This is a genomic window from Gordonia sp. SID5947, from assembly GCF_009862785.1.
Classification (GTDB): domain Bacteria; phylum Actinomycetota; class Actinomycetes; order Mycobacteriales; family Mycobacteriaceae; genus Gordonia.
The window spans coordinates 1,390,402-1,405,007 of the sequence record NZ_WWHU01000001.1 but is presented as its reverse complement, the minus strand read 5'-3'; the positions used below and the strand labels follow the sequence as shown (position 1 = coordinate 1,405,007).

General features: G+C 66.8%; 12 protein-coding genes. 8 read left to right on the top strand and 4 right to left on the bottom strand.

What is annotated here, in order from left to right; all coding sequences use genetic code 11:
- The first annotated feature begins 30 nt into the window (after window positions 1–30).
- The 3 genes from GTV32_RS06540 to GTV32_RS06530 all read left to right on the top strand — a co-directional run bounded on the left by GTV32_RS06540 (window position 31) and on the right by GTV32_RS06530 (window position 3,492).
- The gene (locus GTV32_RS06540) at window positions 31–2,262 is read left to right on the top strand and encodes a molybdopterin-dependent oxidoreductase (RefSeq protein WP_161059442.1); all 2,232 of its coding nucleotides are present in this window, start codon (window positions 31–33) and stop codon (window positions 2,260–2,262) included.
- 76 nt (window positions 2,263–2,338) lie between these two features.
- Window positions 2,339–2,800, top strand: coding sequence for a thioesterase family protein (locus tag GTV32_RS06535; protein WP_161059441.1), 462 nt, complete (start codon window positions 2,339–2,341; stop codon window positions 2,798–2,800).
- The gene (locus GTV32_RS06530; protein WP_161059440.1) at window positions 2,797–3,492 is read left to right on the top strand and encodes a hypothetical protein; all 696 of its coding nucleotides are present in this window, start codon (window positions 2,797–2,799) and stop codon (window positions 3,490–3,492) included. Before GTV32_RS06535 ends, GTV32_RS06530 begins: the two co-directional genes overlap by 4 nt.
- Window positions 3,493–3,527: 35 nt before the next feature.
- Here the strand turns inward: GTV32_RS06530 and GTV32_RS06525 are convergent, their stop codons facing one another.
- Both GTV32_RS06525 and GTV32_RS06520 read right to left on the bottom strand, forming a co-directional pair.
- Window positions 3,528–5,756: a glycoside hydrolase family 13 protein gene (locus tag GTV32_RS06525; protein WP_202421663.1), complete on the bottom strand. Its 2,229-nt coding sequence runs from the start codon at window positions 5,754–5,756 to the stop codon at window positions 3,528–3,530.
- A gap of 70 nt (window positions 5,757–5,826) precedes the next feature.
- Window positions 5,827–6,267: a globin gene (locus GTV32_RS06520; protein ID WP_161059439.1), complete on the bottom strand. Its 441-nt coding sequence runs from the start codon at window positions 6,265–6,267 to the stop codon at window positions 5,827–5,829.
- A 160-nt stretch (window positions 6,268–6,427) separates the two neighbouring features.
- Here GTV32_RS06520 and GTV32_RS06515 point away from each other — a divergent pair, with 160 nt between their 5' ends.
- The 3 genes from GTV32_RS06515 to GTV32_RS06505 all read left to right on the top strand — a co-directional run bounded on the left by GTV32_RS06515 (window position 6,428) and on the right by GTV32_RS06505 (window position 7,964).
- Window positions 6,428–7,075 (top strand): HNH endonuclease, encoded by a 648-nt coding sequence (locus GTV32_RS06515; RefSeq protein ID WP_161059438.1) that lies wholly within the window; start codon window positions 6,428–6,430, stop codon window positions 7,073–7,075.
- Window positions 7,076–7,234: 159 nt separating this feature from the next.
- Window positions 7,235–7,483 carry a hypothetical protein gene (locus tag GTV32_RS06510; protein ID WP_161059437.1) on the top strand — a complete coding sequence of 83 codons (249 nt, stop codon included), beginning with the start codon at window positions 7,235–7,237 and terminating at the stop codon, window positions 7,481–7,483.
- Window positions 7,470–7,964: a DUF5130 family protein gene (locus tag GTV32_RS06505; RefSeq protein ID WP_343287230.1), complete on the top strand. Its 495-nt coding sequence runs from the start codon at window positions 7,470–7,472 to the stop codon at window positions 7,962–7,964. Before GTV32_RS06510 ends, GTV32_RS06505 begins: the two co-directional genes overlap by 14 nt.
- 83 nt (window positions 7,965–8,047) lie before the next feature.
- Here GTV32_RS06505 and GTV32_RS06500 read toward each other — a convergent pair whose 3' ends face one another.
- Window positions 8,048–9,493 (bottom strand): cation:dicarboxylase symporter family transporter, encoded by a 1,446-nt coding sequence (locus GTV32_RS06500; protein ID WP_237421489.1) that lies wholly within the window; start codon window positions 9,491–9,493, stop codon window positions 8,048–8,050.
- A 146-nt stretch (window positions 9,494–9,639) separates the two neighbouring features.
- On the opposite strand from GTV32_RS06500, the gene GTV32_RS06495 reads away from it, so the two are divergent.
- Together GTV32_RS06495 and GTV32_RS06490 are read left to right on the top strand one after the other, a co-directional pair.
- Window positions 9,640–11,235 carry an ATP-binding protein gene (locus tag GTV32_RS06495; RefSeq protein WP_161059435.1) on the top strand — a complete coding sequence of 532 codons (1,596 nt, stop codon included), beginning with the start codon at window positions 9,640–9,642 and terminating at the stop codon, window positions 11,233–11,235.
- Entirely contained in the window at window positions 11,232–11,927 is a 696-nt protein-coding gene (locus GTV32_RS06490) for a response regulator (protein WP_161059434.1), read from the top strand. Before GTV32_RS06495 ends, GTV32_RS06490 begins: the two co-directional genes overlap by 4 nt.
- A gap of 39 nt (window positions 11,928–11,966) precedes the next feature.
- Here the strand turns inward: GTV32_RS06490 and pepN are convergent, their stop codons facing one another.
- Entirely contained in the window at window positions 11,967–14,552 is a 2,586-nt protein-coding gene (gene pepN, locus GTV32_RS06485; protein WP_161059433.1) for an aminopeptidase N, read from the bottom strand.
- Window positions 14,553–14,606 lie beyond the last annotated feature (54 nt).

Sequence of the window (14,606 nt, the reverse complement as noted above, 5' to 3'; positions counted from 1 at the left end):
GACGGTGCCCAGTGCGGTCTAGGGTTGGCTATGGCCCGAAACGCGCTGCGCATCTGCCCGCTGTGTGAGGCGACCTGCGGACTGAGCCTCACCGTCGACGACACCCGGGGTCGGGTCCTGACGGCGCGAGGCGATCAGGACGACGTCTTCAGTCACGGTTACATCTGTCCCAAAGGGGCGAGTCTGCCCGAACTCGACAACGATCCCGACCGTCTCGGCCAACCGCTGGTGCGCCGCGACGGTGAACTCGTGGCGACCGGGTGGGAGCAGGCATTCGACGTGGTCGCCGACCGGCTCGGATCGGTCATCGCCGATCATGGTGGGTCATCGGTCGGCCTGTACCTGGGGAATCCGAACGCGCACACCGTCGCCGGTGCGCTCTACACGCCACTGCTGGCTCGTGCGCTGGGCACCCGGCAGGTGTTCAGTGCGAGCACTCTGGACCAGATGCCCAAACAGGTCGCCCTGGGTTATCTGTTCGGGAACCCGTTCGCGTTCCCGGTGCCCGACCTGGACCGGACAGACCATCTGGTGATCATCGGGGCGAACCCGGTGGTCTCCAACGGCAGCGTCACCACGGCCGCCGACTTCCCGGGGAAGCTGGCCGCATTGCGCCGTCGGGGTGGCCGCCTGACCGTGATCGACCCGGCCCGCACCCGCACCGCGAAGCTCGCCGACACACATATCGCACCGCGTCCGGGGACCGACGCCGCCCTGCTCTTCGCCGTCGTCCACACGTTGTTCGACGAGAACCTGGTGGCGCCCGACCTGGGTGGGATCGCACGTCACGTGAGCGGCGTAGACGCCCTTCGTAGGGTGGCCGACGATTTCGCACCCGAACGCGTCGCCCGACACTGTGACGTCCCCGCCGCCGACATCCGTGATCTCGCCCGCGCGGTGGCGACCGCGTCGTCGGCCGCGGTCTACGGCCGGATGGGCACCACGACAGTCGAATTCGGGACCGTCGGTAGCTGGCTCATCGATGCGATCAACATCCTGACCGGAAATCTCGACACGCCCGGTGGCGTGATGTTCCCGACACCGCCCACGGCGCCGGCGCCGCGCCCGCCACGTCCGGGCCGCAGGTTCCGCACCGGGCGGTGGCGGAGTCGGGTGTCAGGGCACCCCGAGATCGCAGGCGAACTGCCGACCGTCGCGCTCGCCGAGGAACTGGATACGCCCGGGAGCGGACAACTGAGAGCGCTCATCACGGTGGCCGGGAACCCGGTCCTCTCCGCGCCCAACGGCGAGCGCCTCGCGCGCGCCCTCGACGGTGTCGACTTCATGCTCAGCATCGACCCCTACCTCAACGAGACCACGCGTCACGCGGACGTCATCCTGCCGCCGCCGCCACCGTCACAGAGCCCTCACTTCGACTTCGTGCTGAACAACCTCGCCATCCGGGCGACGGCCCGGTACTCACCTCCGGTGGTCGAGCTGCCCGAGGGGCGGCCCGACGAGGCCGAGATCGTGTCGCGGATCGCCTTGGCCGTCAGCGGGGTCGGTGTCCACGCCGACCCGACCCTGGTGGACGATCAGGCGATCACCGCGACCCTCTCGAAAGAGGTGTCGGATCCGCATTCACCGGTCGCCGGCCGTCGGGTCGAGGAGCTCGTCGACATGCTGTGCGGCGGACCGGGATACGAGCGTCGGCTCGACATGATGCTGCGGCTCGGCGCCTACGGGGACGCATTCGGCACCCGGCCCGGCGGTCTGACCCTCGCCGTCCTTCGCGACGCCCCACACGGCATCGACCTCGGTCCCATGAGGCCGCGTCTCCCCGGAGTCCTGCGGACCGAATCGGGCACGATCGAGCTCGCCGCAGAGGAACTGATCGGTGACGTCGAACGGCTGCGAGCCGCGGTCGACCGCGGACCCGATGACCTCGTTCTCATCGGCAGGCGCAACCTTCGCTCCAACAACAGCTGGATGCACAATCTGCCCGCGTTGTCCGGGGGGACCAACCGGTGCACTCTGCACGTTCACCCCGACGACGCGGACCGCCTCGGACTCTCCGACCTCGCGGTCGTCCGCGGGCCGGGTGGTGAACTGTCCGTCGCCGTCGAGATCACCTCCGACATCCGTCCCGGTGTCGCGTCGCTGCCACACGGCTGGGGTCACGACCTCGAGGGCACCCGCCTGTCGATCGCGGCCGCGGCGCCGGGCGTCAACGTGAATCGGCTCAACGACGGGACGGTGCTCGATCCGTTGTCGGGCACCGTCGTGCTCAACGGGCTGCCGGTACAGATCGTGCCGGGCTGATCGGCTGATCGTGCTTGCGTAGGGTTGAACCCGCGACCTCGAGTCGCGGGTCGATGCCATCTGGGAAGGGAAACGCGTGCTCTACGAGGACGAGGGAACGAAGACCGACGCCGGCTACCTGGTGAAGGTGCCCGTCCGGTGGTCTGACATGGATGTCTTCGCCCACATCAACCACGCACGGATGGTCACCCTCCTCGAAGAGGCCCGGATACCGTGGCTCTTCTATGACGGTCGCCCCACGGCTTCCTTGCGAGAGGGGTGTGTGGTGGCCGATCTGCACGTGAAGTACCGAGAACAGGTGCGTCACGATGAGGGACCGATCGAGGTCACCATGTACATCGAGCAACTGCGCGCAGTGGACTTCACGGTCGCCTACGAGGTCCGACCGAAGGGCGCTGACCCGGCGAGCAAACCGGCGGTCACCGCCAGCACCCAGCTCGTCGCGTTCGATGTCGATGTCCAGCGTCTGCGTCGGCTCACAGCGGACGAGAAGGAGTTCCTCGCGTCATTCCGCCGTGCGGACGCGGTGGCACGATGACCGCACCGGAACGTCACATCACCGTGACCGGGCCGGGCGACCGGTCCGACGCGGCCGCCTTTCTGGGTCGCGCTGTGCGCCTTGATGACACGGCGGCAGTGCGAGTGGCCGCCAGGCGTGATGGTCTGCTCGGATTCTGGGTCAACACCGGATTCGATGTCCTCGCGAGCAGATCCGTGTTCGGGACGATGCGTCCTGATGATCTCGTCGCCGATGCCGGGATGTTGCGCGCGTCGTTGTCGGCGGCAGAGCCCGGGACCGCGGTGGATCCCGGCTTCGGTCTGGACAGCGCATGGCGCGGCGCGTTGCCCGCCAACACCGGATTCACGCAGCTCGACGACGTACCGGCCCGGACAGTTGTCGAGTTGTCGCGTGGCGGTGCGCATCTCGCACGCACCGAGGGAAGTGCGCACGGCCCCGCGACCGGACTGCTCGATCAGGACGTGCTCGATGTCACCTCGCGCGAGGGCGACCGGCGGGCAGGGGTGTCGATGCGGTCGATCTTCGCAGTCACCGCGATGGGATTCATCCGCGACGCCGACGGACACGAGGTCACCGAGTCGTCGCCGATCGATCGCATCGCCGCCGACGAGCCGGTGCGGATCCGCGTGTCCGGCGCCTGGATTCGGATCGACGCCCGGTACGGGTCGGTCTTCCAGCGTCGGGAGAAGATCGCGATGACGACGGTGTGACCGACTTCGGGTCGCACCGTCTCTCGCGTATGGCGTCAGACCAGCCAGGCGGCCGAGTTCGGTGCCAGCTGCCCGTCGATGAGTGGGTAGCTGGTCAACAGGATCTCACCACCGGGTGGTAGCGGAACCGGGACGTCGCCCGTGTTGAGCGCACACGTCAGGTGTCCCACCGACCTGCGGAACGCGAGGCAACCCTCCGGCGCCCCGTACCACTCCACCGTGTCGCCCTCGAATTCCGGCCGTTCGTAACGCATCTCGATCGCCTGTCGGTACAGAGACAGGGTTGATCCGATGTCCTCGAGTTGCGCTTCCACGGTGAATCGCGCCCACGATCCGGGCATGGGCAGCCAGGTGTCGGGATTGCTGCTGAATCCGAACGGGGGCTCGGACCCCTCCCACGGCAACGGGACCCGACATGCGTCGCGCCCGCGTTCGGTGTGCCCGGAGCGTTCCCACACCGGATCCTGCAGGGCTTCGTCGGGCAGTTCCGCGTTCGGCAGTCCGAGCTCGGCGCCGTTGTAGATGAAGACCGTCCCGGGCAGCGCGAGTTCGACGAGCAGCATTGCGCGCGCCCGCAGGATGCCGAGATCGATGTCGACATCGCCGGATTCGACATCGCCGGATTCGACATCGCCGGATTCGGCGTCCTCGGGTTCGGTGTCCTCCGATGCGCCCTCGTGCGACTCGAGATCGAGCGCGGTCGGGTCGGACGCGGCCGGCGAACCCGCGATCCGGCCGTATCGGCTGACCTCGCGGTCCACGTCATGATTCGACAGCGTCCAGGTGGGCACGCCCGACACAGACAGCACCGCCTCGAGCGAATTCTCGATCGCATCGCGGATCGATTCGGTGTCGAATGTCGCCTTGGCGAGGCGGAAGTTGAAGCCGAGGTGCAGTTCGTCGGGCCGCAGGTACTCCGCGAATCGCTCGTTGTCGTCGACCCAGATCTCACCGACGTTTGCCGCGCCGGGATAATCGTCGAGCACCTTGCGGATCTTGCGATGGATGTCGTGCACCGCATAGTTGTTGAACCGCGGATCGTCGTCGTCGTTCTGCAGCAGGCCTGCCGACTCGAGGTCCATATCCGGCAGGTCGGTGGGCTTGGCCATGCCGTGCGCGACGTCGATCCGGAAGCCGTCCACCCCGCGGTCGAGCCAGAACCGCAGGGTCTTCTCCAGATCGTCGAAGACCTCAGGGTTCTCCCAATTCAGATCCGGCTGCTCGGCGGCGAAGATGTGGAGGTACCACTGACCGGGCGTGCCATCCGGATTCGGCACCCGGGTCCAGGCCGGCCCGCCGAAGATGCTCTGCCAGTTGTTGGGCGGTTGCTCGCCGTCGTCGCCGCGCCCGTCCCGGAAGATGTACCGCGCCCGCTCAGCGCTGCCGGGTTCGGCCGCGAGCGCGTCGACGAACCACGGGTGTCGGTCACTGGTGTGGTTGGGAACGAGGTCCATGGTGACGCGGATGGAACGCTCATGGGCCTCGGCGATCAGCTCGTCGAAGCGTGCGAGATCGCCGAAGATCGGGTCGATGTCCCGCGGGTCGGAGACGTCGTAACCGTGATCTGCCATGGGGGAGCGCATGATCGGACTCAGCCACAGCGCATCCACCCCGAGGAGCTCGAGGTAACCGAGCTTGTCGATGACGCCGGCGAGGTCACCTATGCCGTCGCCGTTGAGATCCGAGAACGAGCGCGGGTAGATCTGATAGAAGATGGCCGACTTCCACCACGTTTCGTCGGTGGTGTCGAGTTGCGTTGCGGTGCTGGTGGGTATCACGACGTCGTCGGCCCCGGAAGACGGATCCTCTTCCACGGCGACGTCATCGGCCGCGTCGGCGGATGTGACGACGTCGTCGGTGTTCGCTTCTCCGGTCTCGTTTTCGGAGCCGGCGTCGTCCTCGTCTTCGTCTTCGTTCTCGTCGTCGTTCTCGACGACGTCGACGTGCTCGTCCCCGACGGTGTCGCCGCCTCCGTCCGCGACGATGTCGGAGTCCGGAACTCCGGTCTCCTCGGTCTGATCCGTCGCGTCCGTCTCACCTGTCGCGGAGATCCCGGCTTCGGCCGGGGCAACGTCGTCCGCGTCGTCCGACGTGTCGTCGACCGTGGCGGCCGCGTCCTCGTCTGTGCTGTCCGTGGCCGCGTGCGAGGAATCCTCGGAGGTCACGTCGTTCCCGTCGGCATCAATGGATGCGGCGTCGGCCGCACCATCGGGATCCGGTTCGGCGGGGACAGCGTTCGATGTCTCGTCGCTCACCGTCGTCATTGTGCCCTACCTGTGTTTTCGGTGAGAACTACAGGTCATCTCGGCGCGTCGGAACCGACGTGTCGGCGTGTCAGACGGGCGAATTCATCATCGACTGCGCGGCCATCTCCATGTAGTCGACGAGGGCACGCCGGTGTGGGTCGTCGAGGGTCTGGGCGTCGATCGACGCGATCGCGGTGTGCATGCAGCGCAGCCAGGCGTCGCGTTCGATGGGGCCGATACGGAACGGATGATGCCGCATCCGCAGCCGCGGATGGCCACGCTCCTCCGAATACGTGCGGGGTCCGCCCCAATACTGCTCGAGGAACATCCGCAGCCGTCGTTCGGCGGGTACGAGGTCCTCTTCCGGATACAGCGGACGCAGCACCTCGTCAGCGGCGACCTCCTCGTAGAACCGCGCGGTGAGCTTGCGAAAAGTTTCCGCGCCGCCGACCTCGTCGTAGAAGGTTCGCTGCGTCGAAGGGTTGTTGGGCTGTATGCCGCCGGGGACCTCAGTGCTCACGGTCTCCATTGTCCTGACCGCGGGCGCAGGCCTCAACCGCACATCGTGTGCAGGCGAGCGGGCCACCCGGTGTTCACCGAGCCGACCTGCGGCGACACACACAATTGTCGTGCAATAGTCGGTGTTCCATGGTCAACTTGACCTCGTCGTGTTGAGGTGGGAGACACATATGACGAGCAGGAGAGCAGCAAAGACGGTATCGGCCGACGGCGGCCGAGCGAGCATCACTGCGCTCAACCCCCTGCCCGGTGCACGCGCACACGAGGCCGGCACCGTTCCTCCGACGCGTTCTGCACTGCTCTGGGGCCGTCGCCGGGTACTCCTGCTCAATGCCACCTACGAGCCGCTGACGGCCATCTCGTTGCGCCGTGCAATCGTGCTGGTCCTGCGGGAGAGGGCCGACGTCGTCCATGCCGACGACGGCGGGCTGGCCGTGCACTCGGCCGACATGTCCGTCCCGGTGCCGTCGGTCATCCGGCTCCGATCCTTCGTCAAGGTGCCGTATCGCGCCGTCGTGCCCCTCACGAGGGCCGCACTCATGCATCGCGACCGATTCCGCTGCGGGTACTGCGCCGCCAAGGCGACCACCATCGACCACGTGTTGCCCCGTAGCCGGGGCGGATCACACACGTGGGAGAACTGTGTTGCCTGCTGTGCGAGCTGCAATCACCGCAAGGCGGATCGGCTCCTGAGCGAGTTGGGTTGGACGCTGCGTGTGCAGCCAGGCGCTCCCAAGGGGCGTCATTGGCGTCTGCTCGCCGCGGTGAAGGAGATCGATCCGGCGTGGGCGCAGTACATCGACGCCGGCGCGGCCTGACATCGCTTCGGAGTCGAACGACGTGGTCGGCGGTTTCTGTCTACGACGCACTGTAGGGGTCACCGCCCGGGTGCCGCGTGCGTCGGCTAGATTGATCACAATGACCTGTACATCGGATGTTCCGCAGGTCACCGCAGTGCAGCCGATCGAAAGGGTGACATGGACAACCTGATCGTCGCCATCGGAGTGCCTGTCACGATCATCTGTGTGGTCCTTGTCGTGGCATGTGTCATCGCGATGGCGTTCACGTTCAACACGAAGTATCCGAAGGTGTCGCTGTACACCCTCGATCAGCGGTGGGATCACGCACCACTGCTCTTCAGCGCCACCGACATCGAGCCGATGGCGCTGGCACATCATGCGGAATCGACCGATGTGGACGGAGGCTCGGCCAGTGGCAAGTGGTGAGGTAGCAACAGGTCGTCACGCCGGCGTCGTCGAAACGACGTCGGCGGCCGCGCTGCCGGTCGGCACGGTCATCACCAACAGCGGTCGGGTGTCGGCGACCCGGTTCCCGGGTCAGGCACCCACGACGCCGCCGTTCACCCGCGAAGAGCTGATCGGTCTCGACGAGGCACTCAAGAGTGCCAGCGAGAAGGCGCTCGTCCGGTTCTCCGTCTATGTCGGTGAGCTCGGCACCGATGCCGTCGCCGATGCCCGCGCGGTGCTGCTCCGGTCGCCGGAGCCGGCCCATGGCGCGCTCATCGCGGTGTCCCCGAATTCGCACGAGGTCGTGGTCGTCTCGGGTGTCGCCGTCGCCGATCGGGTCAACGATCGTGTGGCCCAGCTCGGTGTGACCGCAGCTGTGACCGGCTTCCGTCAGGGCGACCTGATCGACGGGCTGATCGCGGCGCTGCGGGTAATGTCGACCGCCGCAGCAGCCTCCTGACCAGCCGAACTCTCGATCAATCCAACAGGCGGCCGCTCACCTTTCGGGTGAGCGGCCGCCTGCTGTTCTCGGTGGACGTGTGATCAGTGATCGGTGAGTGTTCTGTCGGCGCGGTCCGAACGCGACGATGTCCGGTCGGCGCCCTCGTCGGCAAGACGGTCCACCGGTTCGTCGTCGACCATGTCCGACTCGTTGAACGGCGCGCCGCCACTCAGTACGGTGTCGATCCGGTCCTTGTCGATGGTCCCCGTCCACGACCCGACCAGCAGCGTCGCGACCGCGTTGCCGGAGAAGTTCGTCACCGCGCGTGCCTCCGACATGAACCGGTCGATCCCGACGATGAGACCCACTCCGTCGAGCATCTCCGGCCGGTGGGCCTGCAATCCGCCCGCGAGGGTGGCCAGCCCCGCGCCGCTGACGCCGGCGGCGCCCTTCGAAGCGATGATCATGAAGGCGAGCAGCCCGATCTGTTCACCGATCGACAGGGGATCGCCCATCGCGTCGGCGATGAAGATCGAGGCCATCGTGAGGTAGATGGCCGTGCCGTCGAGATTGAAGGAATAGCCGGTGGGCACCACCACACCCACGGTGGTCTTCTCCACGCCCAGGTGTTCCATCTTGGCGATGAGGCGAGGGAGGGCGGACTCCGACGACGAGGTGGCGAAGATCAGCAGATACTCGCGCGCCAGGTAGCGGACCAGACGGAAGATCGACACGCCGGCAACAGTCCGCAACAGGACGCCGAGGACGCCGAACACGAAAACCACGCAGGTGATGTAGAACGCGAGCATCAGGATCAGCAGTTGCTGGACTGCGGCCCAGCCGGTCTGGCCGACGACGTTGGCGATCGCACCGAACGCGCCGATCGGTGCAACCCACAGGATCATCGACAGCACCTTGAAGACCAGCTTCTGGAAGTACGACACCGCGGTCAGTATCGGCTCGCCGGTGCGACCCATGGCCTGGATGGCGAATCCCACGAGGAGGGCCACGAAGAGCGCCTGCAGCACGTTGCCCTCGGTCAGGGCGGAGAGCATCGAGGTGGGGATGATGCCCTCGACGAAGTCGAGTGTCCCGCCGGATTCGTGGGCCTCGTTGGCCAATTCGGCGCCCTTGCCGGCGGTCGTCGCGATGTTGAGGCCATCGCCGGGTTTGATCAGGTTTCCGACCACGAGGCCGATCGCGAGTGCGACGGTCGACATCACCAGGAAGTAGACGAACGCCAGACCCCCGACCTTGCCGACGGTCGCAGCCTTTCGGACCGATCCGATGCCGAGGACGATCGTGCAGAAGATGACCGGGGCGATCATCATCTTGATGAGGCTCACGAACATGGTGCCGAGAAATGCGAGGTCCTTGCCCAGCTGGGGTGCGACCAGCCCGACGATGACGCCCGCCACCACCGCAACGATCACGGCGATGTACAGCCAGTGCGTCCGATCTCGTTTCCTGGTGGTCGGCACCCCGGTGGTGGACACCTCACCGGAGGGCTGTTCGCCCGATTCGCCCGGTCGTGATCTCAGATTCATCGGAGTTCCTCTCATCGTCGCACCGCGTCATGGACCGCGCGGTCACCGCCCGTGTATGGATTGTGGGACGGACGCGTGACGCGGGTCACGATTGAGTTCGTTTCGTTCAGCGAACGTAACCGATGAATTGCGTGCGGAGGTGGCACATGCGTCGAGTGGTGCCCCGGACCCTCGCGGGGCAGGCGGTGGCCTGGCTGCTCATGGTGGTCGCCGTGATCGTCGTCGCGGGCAGTGTCCTCGCCGCGATCGATGCGCGTGTCGACGGCGACCGCGCCGCCCGCGACGAGGTGACCGCGATCGCGGTCAGTCTTGCCGATTCGCCGTCGACGGCGCGGGCGCTGATGTCACCGAACCCGGCGGCGACGCTGCAGCCGGTCACCGAACAGGTCCGGACGTCGACAAACATCGCCTTCATCACGATCATGGGCACCGACGGCACGCGCTACACGCACACCGATCCCGCGCTCATCGGACGCAAGTACATCGGCTCCACCGCCGAAGCGCTCGCGGGCGAGGTGTACACCGAGACCTACACGGGCACGCTCGGGCCCTCGATCCGCACGGTGGCGCCGGTGCGTGCGCGTGACGGGCGGATCGTCGGTCTGGTCGCGGCCGGGATCACCCTGCAGTCGCTCAGCGCCGCATGGCTGGCGCAACTCCCGCTGATCGCCGCGATCGGGCTGGCGGCGCTCGTCACGGCCGGGTTGGGCCTGTGGCTGATCCGCCGACGACTCCTCCGGCAGACCGGCGGGTTGGCGCCATCGGAACTCCGCCTCATGTACGAGCATCACGACGCGGTGCTCCACGCGGTACGTGAAGGGCTGGTGGTGACCGAGCGCGGTCGGCCCGCCCTTGTCAACGACGAGGCACGGCGGTTACTCGGCGATCCTCGCGACGGTGAGATCGACCTGCCGGCGTTCCTGGCGACGGGAGACGAGCCGTTGGTCGACATGCTCTGGGCAGAGCAGGGCCGGACGCTGGTGGTCAGTCGTTCGCCGGTGCCGAGTGATCCCACCTCTGCCGTCATCACGATTCGCGACCGAACCGAGATGGCCGAGGCCATGGGCGAACTGGACGCGATGACGCGTTTTGCCGAGGCCCTGCGCTCGCAGCTGCACGAATCGGCGAATCGGCTGCACACCATCGTCGCGATGATCGAGACGGGGCGCAGCGAGGAGGCCGCCTCGATGGCCACGACCGAGATGCAACTGTCGCAACGCTTGATCGATCGCATGACCGAGGCGGTCGCGGAGCCGGCGTTGGCGGCACTCCTGCTGGGCAAGTCGGCGCAGGCCGCCGAGCGCGGTATCTCGTTGACGCTCACCGAGGATTCGCAGGTCGGCGACGATGCCACCCAGCTGCTCACCGTCGATGAGATGATCACCGTCGTGGGCAACCTCATCGACAATGCGCTCGACGCGTGCGATCCGGCCGATCCGTGGGTGGAGGTGACCGTCGTGGGTGACATCCGACGGCTCGAGGTGGTGGTCGCCGACAGCGGACCCGGAATGGATCCCGACGAGTTCGGGCGCGCACAGACTCGCGGGTACTCGACCAAGGCGGGAGGTGATGCCGCAGGCCGCGGATTGGGCCTCGCGCTTGTCGCCGGCGTCGTCGATCAGCACGCGGGAAACCTGTGCGCGGAGAACACCTATGCGTCTGTGGTGACGGCGACGTTCGCTGCGGCGGACCGCGCCGTGGACGAAGGCGCCGGCGACAGGCCGGCGGGCGCCGACCGATGATTCGCGTGCTGATCGTCGAGGACGAACCCCTCATCGCAGAGGCGCACCGCGAATATCTCGCTCGCTTGGGTGGTTTCGAGGTCGTGGCGTCTGTCACCACGGCGCAGCAGGCGATGCGTGTCGCGACAGAGGCGGCCGCCTCGCCCGCGCCCGTCGATCTGGTGCTGCTCGACCTCGGATTGCCCGACGCGCGAGGCGTCGACCTCGCCTCGGCGTTGTCGGGGCTGCGATCCGGGCCCGATGTCATCGCGATCACCGCACAGCGGGATCTGGCCACGGTGCGTAACGCGATGTCGCACGGCGTGCTGCTCTATCTGCTGAAGCCCTTCACCTTTGCCGCCTTCGGCGAGAAGATCAGGCAGTATCTCAACTATCGGGGTGCGCTCACCGCGGGCAGCGACGCGGTGAGTCAGCGTGACGTCGACCGCGCGCTCGCGGAGTTACGGACCTCGGATACGCGGCGTACCGCCAAGAAGGGTGCGGCCCCGGAAACCGAGGACGCCGTCGGCCGTGCGGTCCGCGACAGCGACGGCGGGCTCACCGCATCGGAAGTCGCTGCAGTGCTGGGTAGTTCGCGTGTCACCGCGTGGCGTTATCTCGAGCGGCTGGCCGAGGACGGCGCCGTCGAGCGGATCACCGAGTACGGCAACACCGGGCGGCCGCAGGTCAGGTATCGCTGGCGTAATCGTTGAGGGTAGGGTCCGGCGACCGAGATCGCCGGACCCGCACACTCATTGCTGTGCGTCGAACTCCCGGGCGCGCAGGGACCGGGCGACGGTGTCACGGCCTTCGGAGATCAGGCGCTTCAGCGCGGGCGGGTGATCGGCCGCCAAGAACTCGTCGGCGGCCGCGATGGCCTCGGCGTCGATCGCCCAGTGCGGATAGAGACCCACCACGACCGTCTGCGCCACCTCGCTCGACCGACGGCTCCAGATACCGGGGATCGCCTCGAAGTACTTGGCCACGTACGGCTGCAACAGTTCACCCTGACCGGCCCGAGCGAACCCCTCGATCATGGTCCGCGTGTAGACGTTCGAGAGTGAGTCGTCGTCGACGGCCTGCGCCCATGCATCGGCTTTCGCCTCGGCGAGCGGTCGTGACGCGCGGGCGGCGGCCGCCTGGCGTTGACCCGTGGCAGTGTTGTCGCGCTGCGCCTCGGCGTCGATCACCGGCGAACTCGTGGGATCTGTGTCGATCGCGCCGGCGGATGCCAACGCGCGCACCAGCTTCCACCGCATGTCGGTATCCACCACCAGACCGGTGAGGCCGTGCGAAACCGGATCGTCTCCGTCGAGGAGACCGCGGGCGGCTGCCACCTGATCATCGTTGAGTTTGCCTGCCAGCCAGGTGTTCACGAACGCGAGTTGGTGATCGGAACCGGGCTGGGAACCACGGGCGAGCTCGAGCAGTCGGGCACTGAAGGCGGGGCGTCCGGTGGACGACACCCACGCGGGATCCGCGTAAGCCTCGATCGCACTGCTCGCCTGCATCAGTACCCGCTGGACGACGCCGATCTCCGACTCGGAGGCGATGCCTCGCTGTACCAGCTCGGCGAACTCCCGGGCCGCCATCTCGGCCTGCCTGGTCATCTCCCAGGCCGCCGACCAGACGAGCGTGCGCGGCATGGGGTCGGCGATGTCGCCGATCCGTGCGGTCGCGGTGGCCAGCGAATCGGCGTCGAGGCGAACCGACGCGTAGGTGAGATCGTCGTCATTGAGCAGGATCAGGGCGCCGCGGCTCGTCCCGACGAGCTCGGCCACCTCGGTGCGCGCACCCTCGACGTCGAGTTCGACGCTCGTGACGCGCTCGAGGGTGCCGGTACCGTTGTCGTCGTAGATGCCGACCTTCATGCGGTGGACGCGGGTCTCGCCGGCGCCGGGGTGGGCGCCGTCCTGGATGATCGAGAACCTGGTGAACTTCCCGTCGGCGTCGACCTCGAAGTCGGGGCGCATCACGTTGATTCCGGTTGTCTTGAGCCACTGGGAACCCCAGTCGGACAGGTCACGTCCGGACGACTTCTCCAGTGCGGCAAGAAGGTCGGAGAACGATGCGTTCCCGAACTTGTGGGCAGCGAAGTAGTCGCGCAGGCCGGCGAGGAAGTCCTCGAGGCCGACATAGGCGACCAGCTGTTTGAGCACCGAGGCGCCCTTGGCGTAGGTGATGCCGTCGAAGTTGACCTCCACGGCGGCGATGTCGGGGATGTCCGCGGCCACCGGGTGGGTGGAGGGCAGTTGGTCCTGGCGATAGGCCCACGATTTCTCGACGTTCGCGAACGTCGTCCAGGCGTTCTTGTATTCGGTCGCCTCGGACTGGGACAGGACCGACGCGAACGTCGCGAAGGACTCGTTGAGCCAGAGGTCATCCCACCACTGCATGGTGACGAGGTCGCCGAACCACATGTGGGCCATCTCGTGAAGGACGGTCTCGGCGCGACGTTCGTAGAGGTACTTGGTCACGCGTGACCGGAAGACGTAGTCCTCGAGGAAGGTCACGGCGCCGGCGTTCTCCATCGCGCCGGCGTTGAACTCCGGCACGAAGAGCTGATCGTATTTGCCGAAGGCATAGGGGATACCGAAGTTCTGATGGTAGAAGCCGAATCCCTGCTTGGTCTCGATGAACAGCCGTTCGGCATCCATGTGCTCGGCCAGCGATGCGCGGCAATAGATTCCGAGCGGGATGGAGCCGTGGTCGTCGGTGTAGGTATCGGTCCACTCCGCGTATGGACCGGCGATCAACGCCACCAGGTAGGTGCTCATCGGTGGTGTCGCGCGAAACCGGTGCAGTCCCGGTTCGGCGGCGAGCGTGTTCACCACGGCGGAGTTGGAGATCACCTTCCAGTCCTCGGGTGCGGTGACCGTCAATGTGTAGGTGGCTTTCAGGTCCGGCTGATCGAAGCAGGCGAACATGCGCTTGGCGTCGGCCGTTTCGAACTGCGAATACAGATAGACCGAATCGTCGGTGGGGTCGACGAAGCGGTGAAGCCCTTCGCCGGTGTTGGAGTAGGCGCAGTCGGCGACCACGGTGAGGGTGTTCTCGGCGGCCAGCGACGGGAGCGCGATACCCACCGATTCGTCGAACCCGGACACATCGAGGTCGGTACCGTTCAGAGTCGCCGAGATCAGTTTCGGTGCGACGAGGTCTATGAAGGACTCGGCGCCCGGCTCCGCGGTGAAGGTCACCGTGGTGACCGATCGGAACGTGTCGGTGCCCGGGGCCCCGTCACCGTCGGTGAGGTCGAGATCGATCGCATAGTTGCCGACGTCGATGGTCGCGGCGCGTTCGCGGGCTTGGTCGCGGGTCAGGTTGGGAGCAGTCACAGTCGGGTCAGTCCGCCTCTCGAATCGTGGTCCGTGGGCCAGCTTAACGGGAAT

Bases quoted from the DNA above. Each gene is read 5' to 3' on its own strand.
- GTV32_RS06530 (WP_161059440.1), top strand. From the start codon at position 2,797: ATGACCGCACCGGAACGTCACATCACCGTGACCGGGCCGGGCGACCGG.
- GTV32_RS06495 (WP_161059435.1), top strand. From the start codon at position 9,640: ATGCGTCGAGTGGTGCCCCGGACCCTCGCGGGGCAGGCGGTGGCCTGG.
- GTV32_RS06510 (WP_161059437.1), top strand. From the start codon at position 7,235: ATGGACAACCTGATCGTCGCCATCGGAGTGCCTGTCACGATCATCTGT.
- GTV32_RS06490 (WP_161059434.1), top strand. From the start codon at position 11,232: ATGATTCGCGTGCTGATCGTCGAGGACGAACCCCTCATCGCAGAGGCG.
- GTV32_RS06520 (WP_161059439.1), bottom strand. From the start codon at position 6,267: ATGGAGACCGTGAGCACTGAGGTCCCCGGCGGCATACAGCCCAACAAC.
- GTV32_RS06500 (WP_237421489.1), bottom strand. From the start codon at position 9,493: ATGAATCTGAGATCACGACCGGGCGAATCGGGCGAACAGCCCTCCGGT.
- GTV32_RS06525 (WP_202421663.1), bottom strand. From the start codon at position 5,756: ATGACGACGGTGAGCGACGAGACATCGAACGCTGTCCCCGCCGAACCG.
- GTV32_RS06515 (WP_161059438.1), top strand. From the start codon at position 6,428: ATGACGAGCAGGAGAGCAGCAAAGACGGTATCGGCCGACGGCGGCCGA.
- GTV32_RS06540 (WP_161059442.1), top strand. From the start codon at position 31: ATGGCCCGAAACGCGCTGCGCATCTGCCCGCTGTGTGAGGCGACCTGC.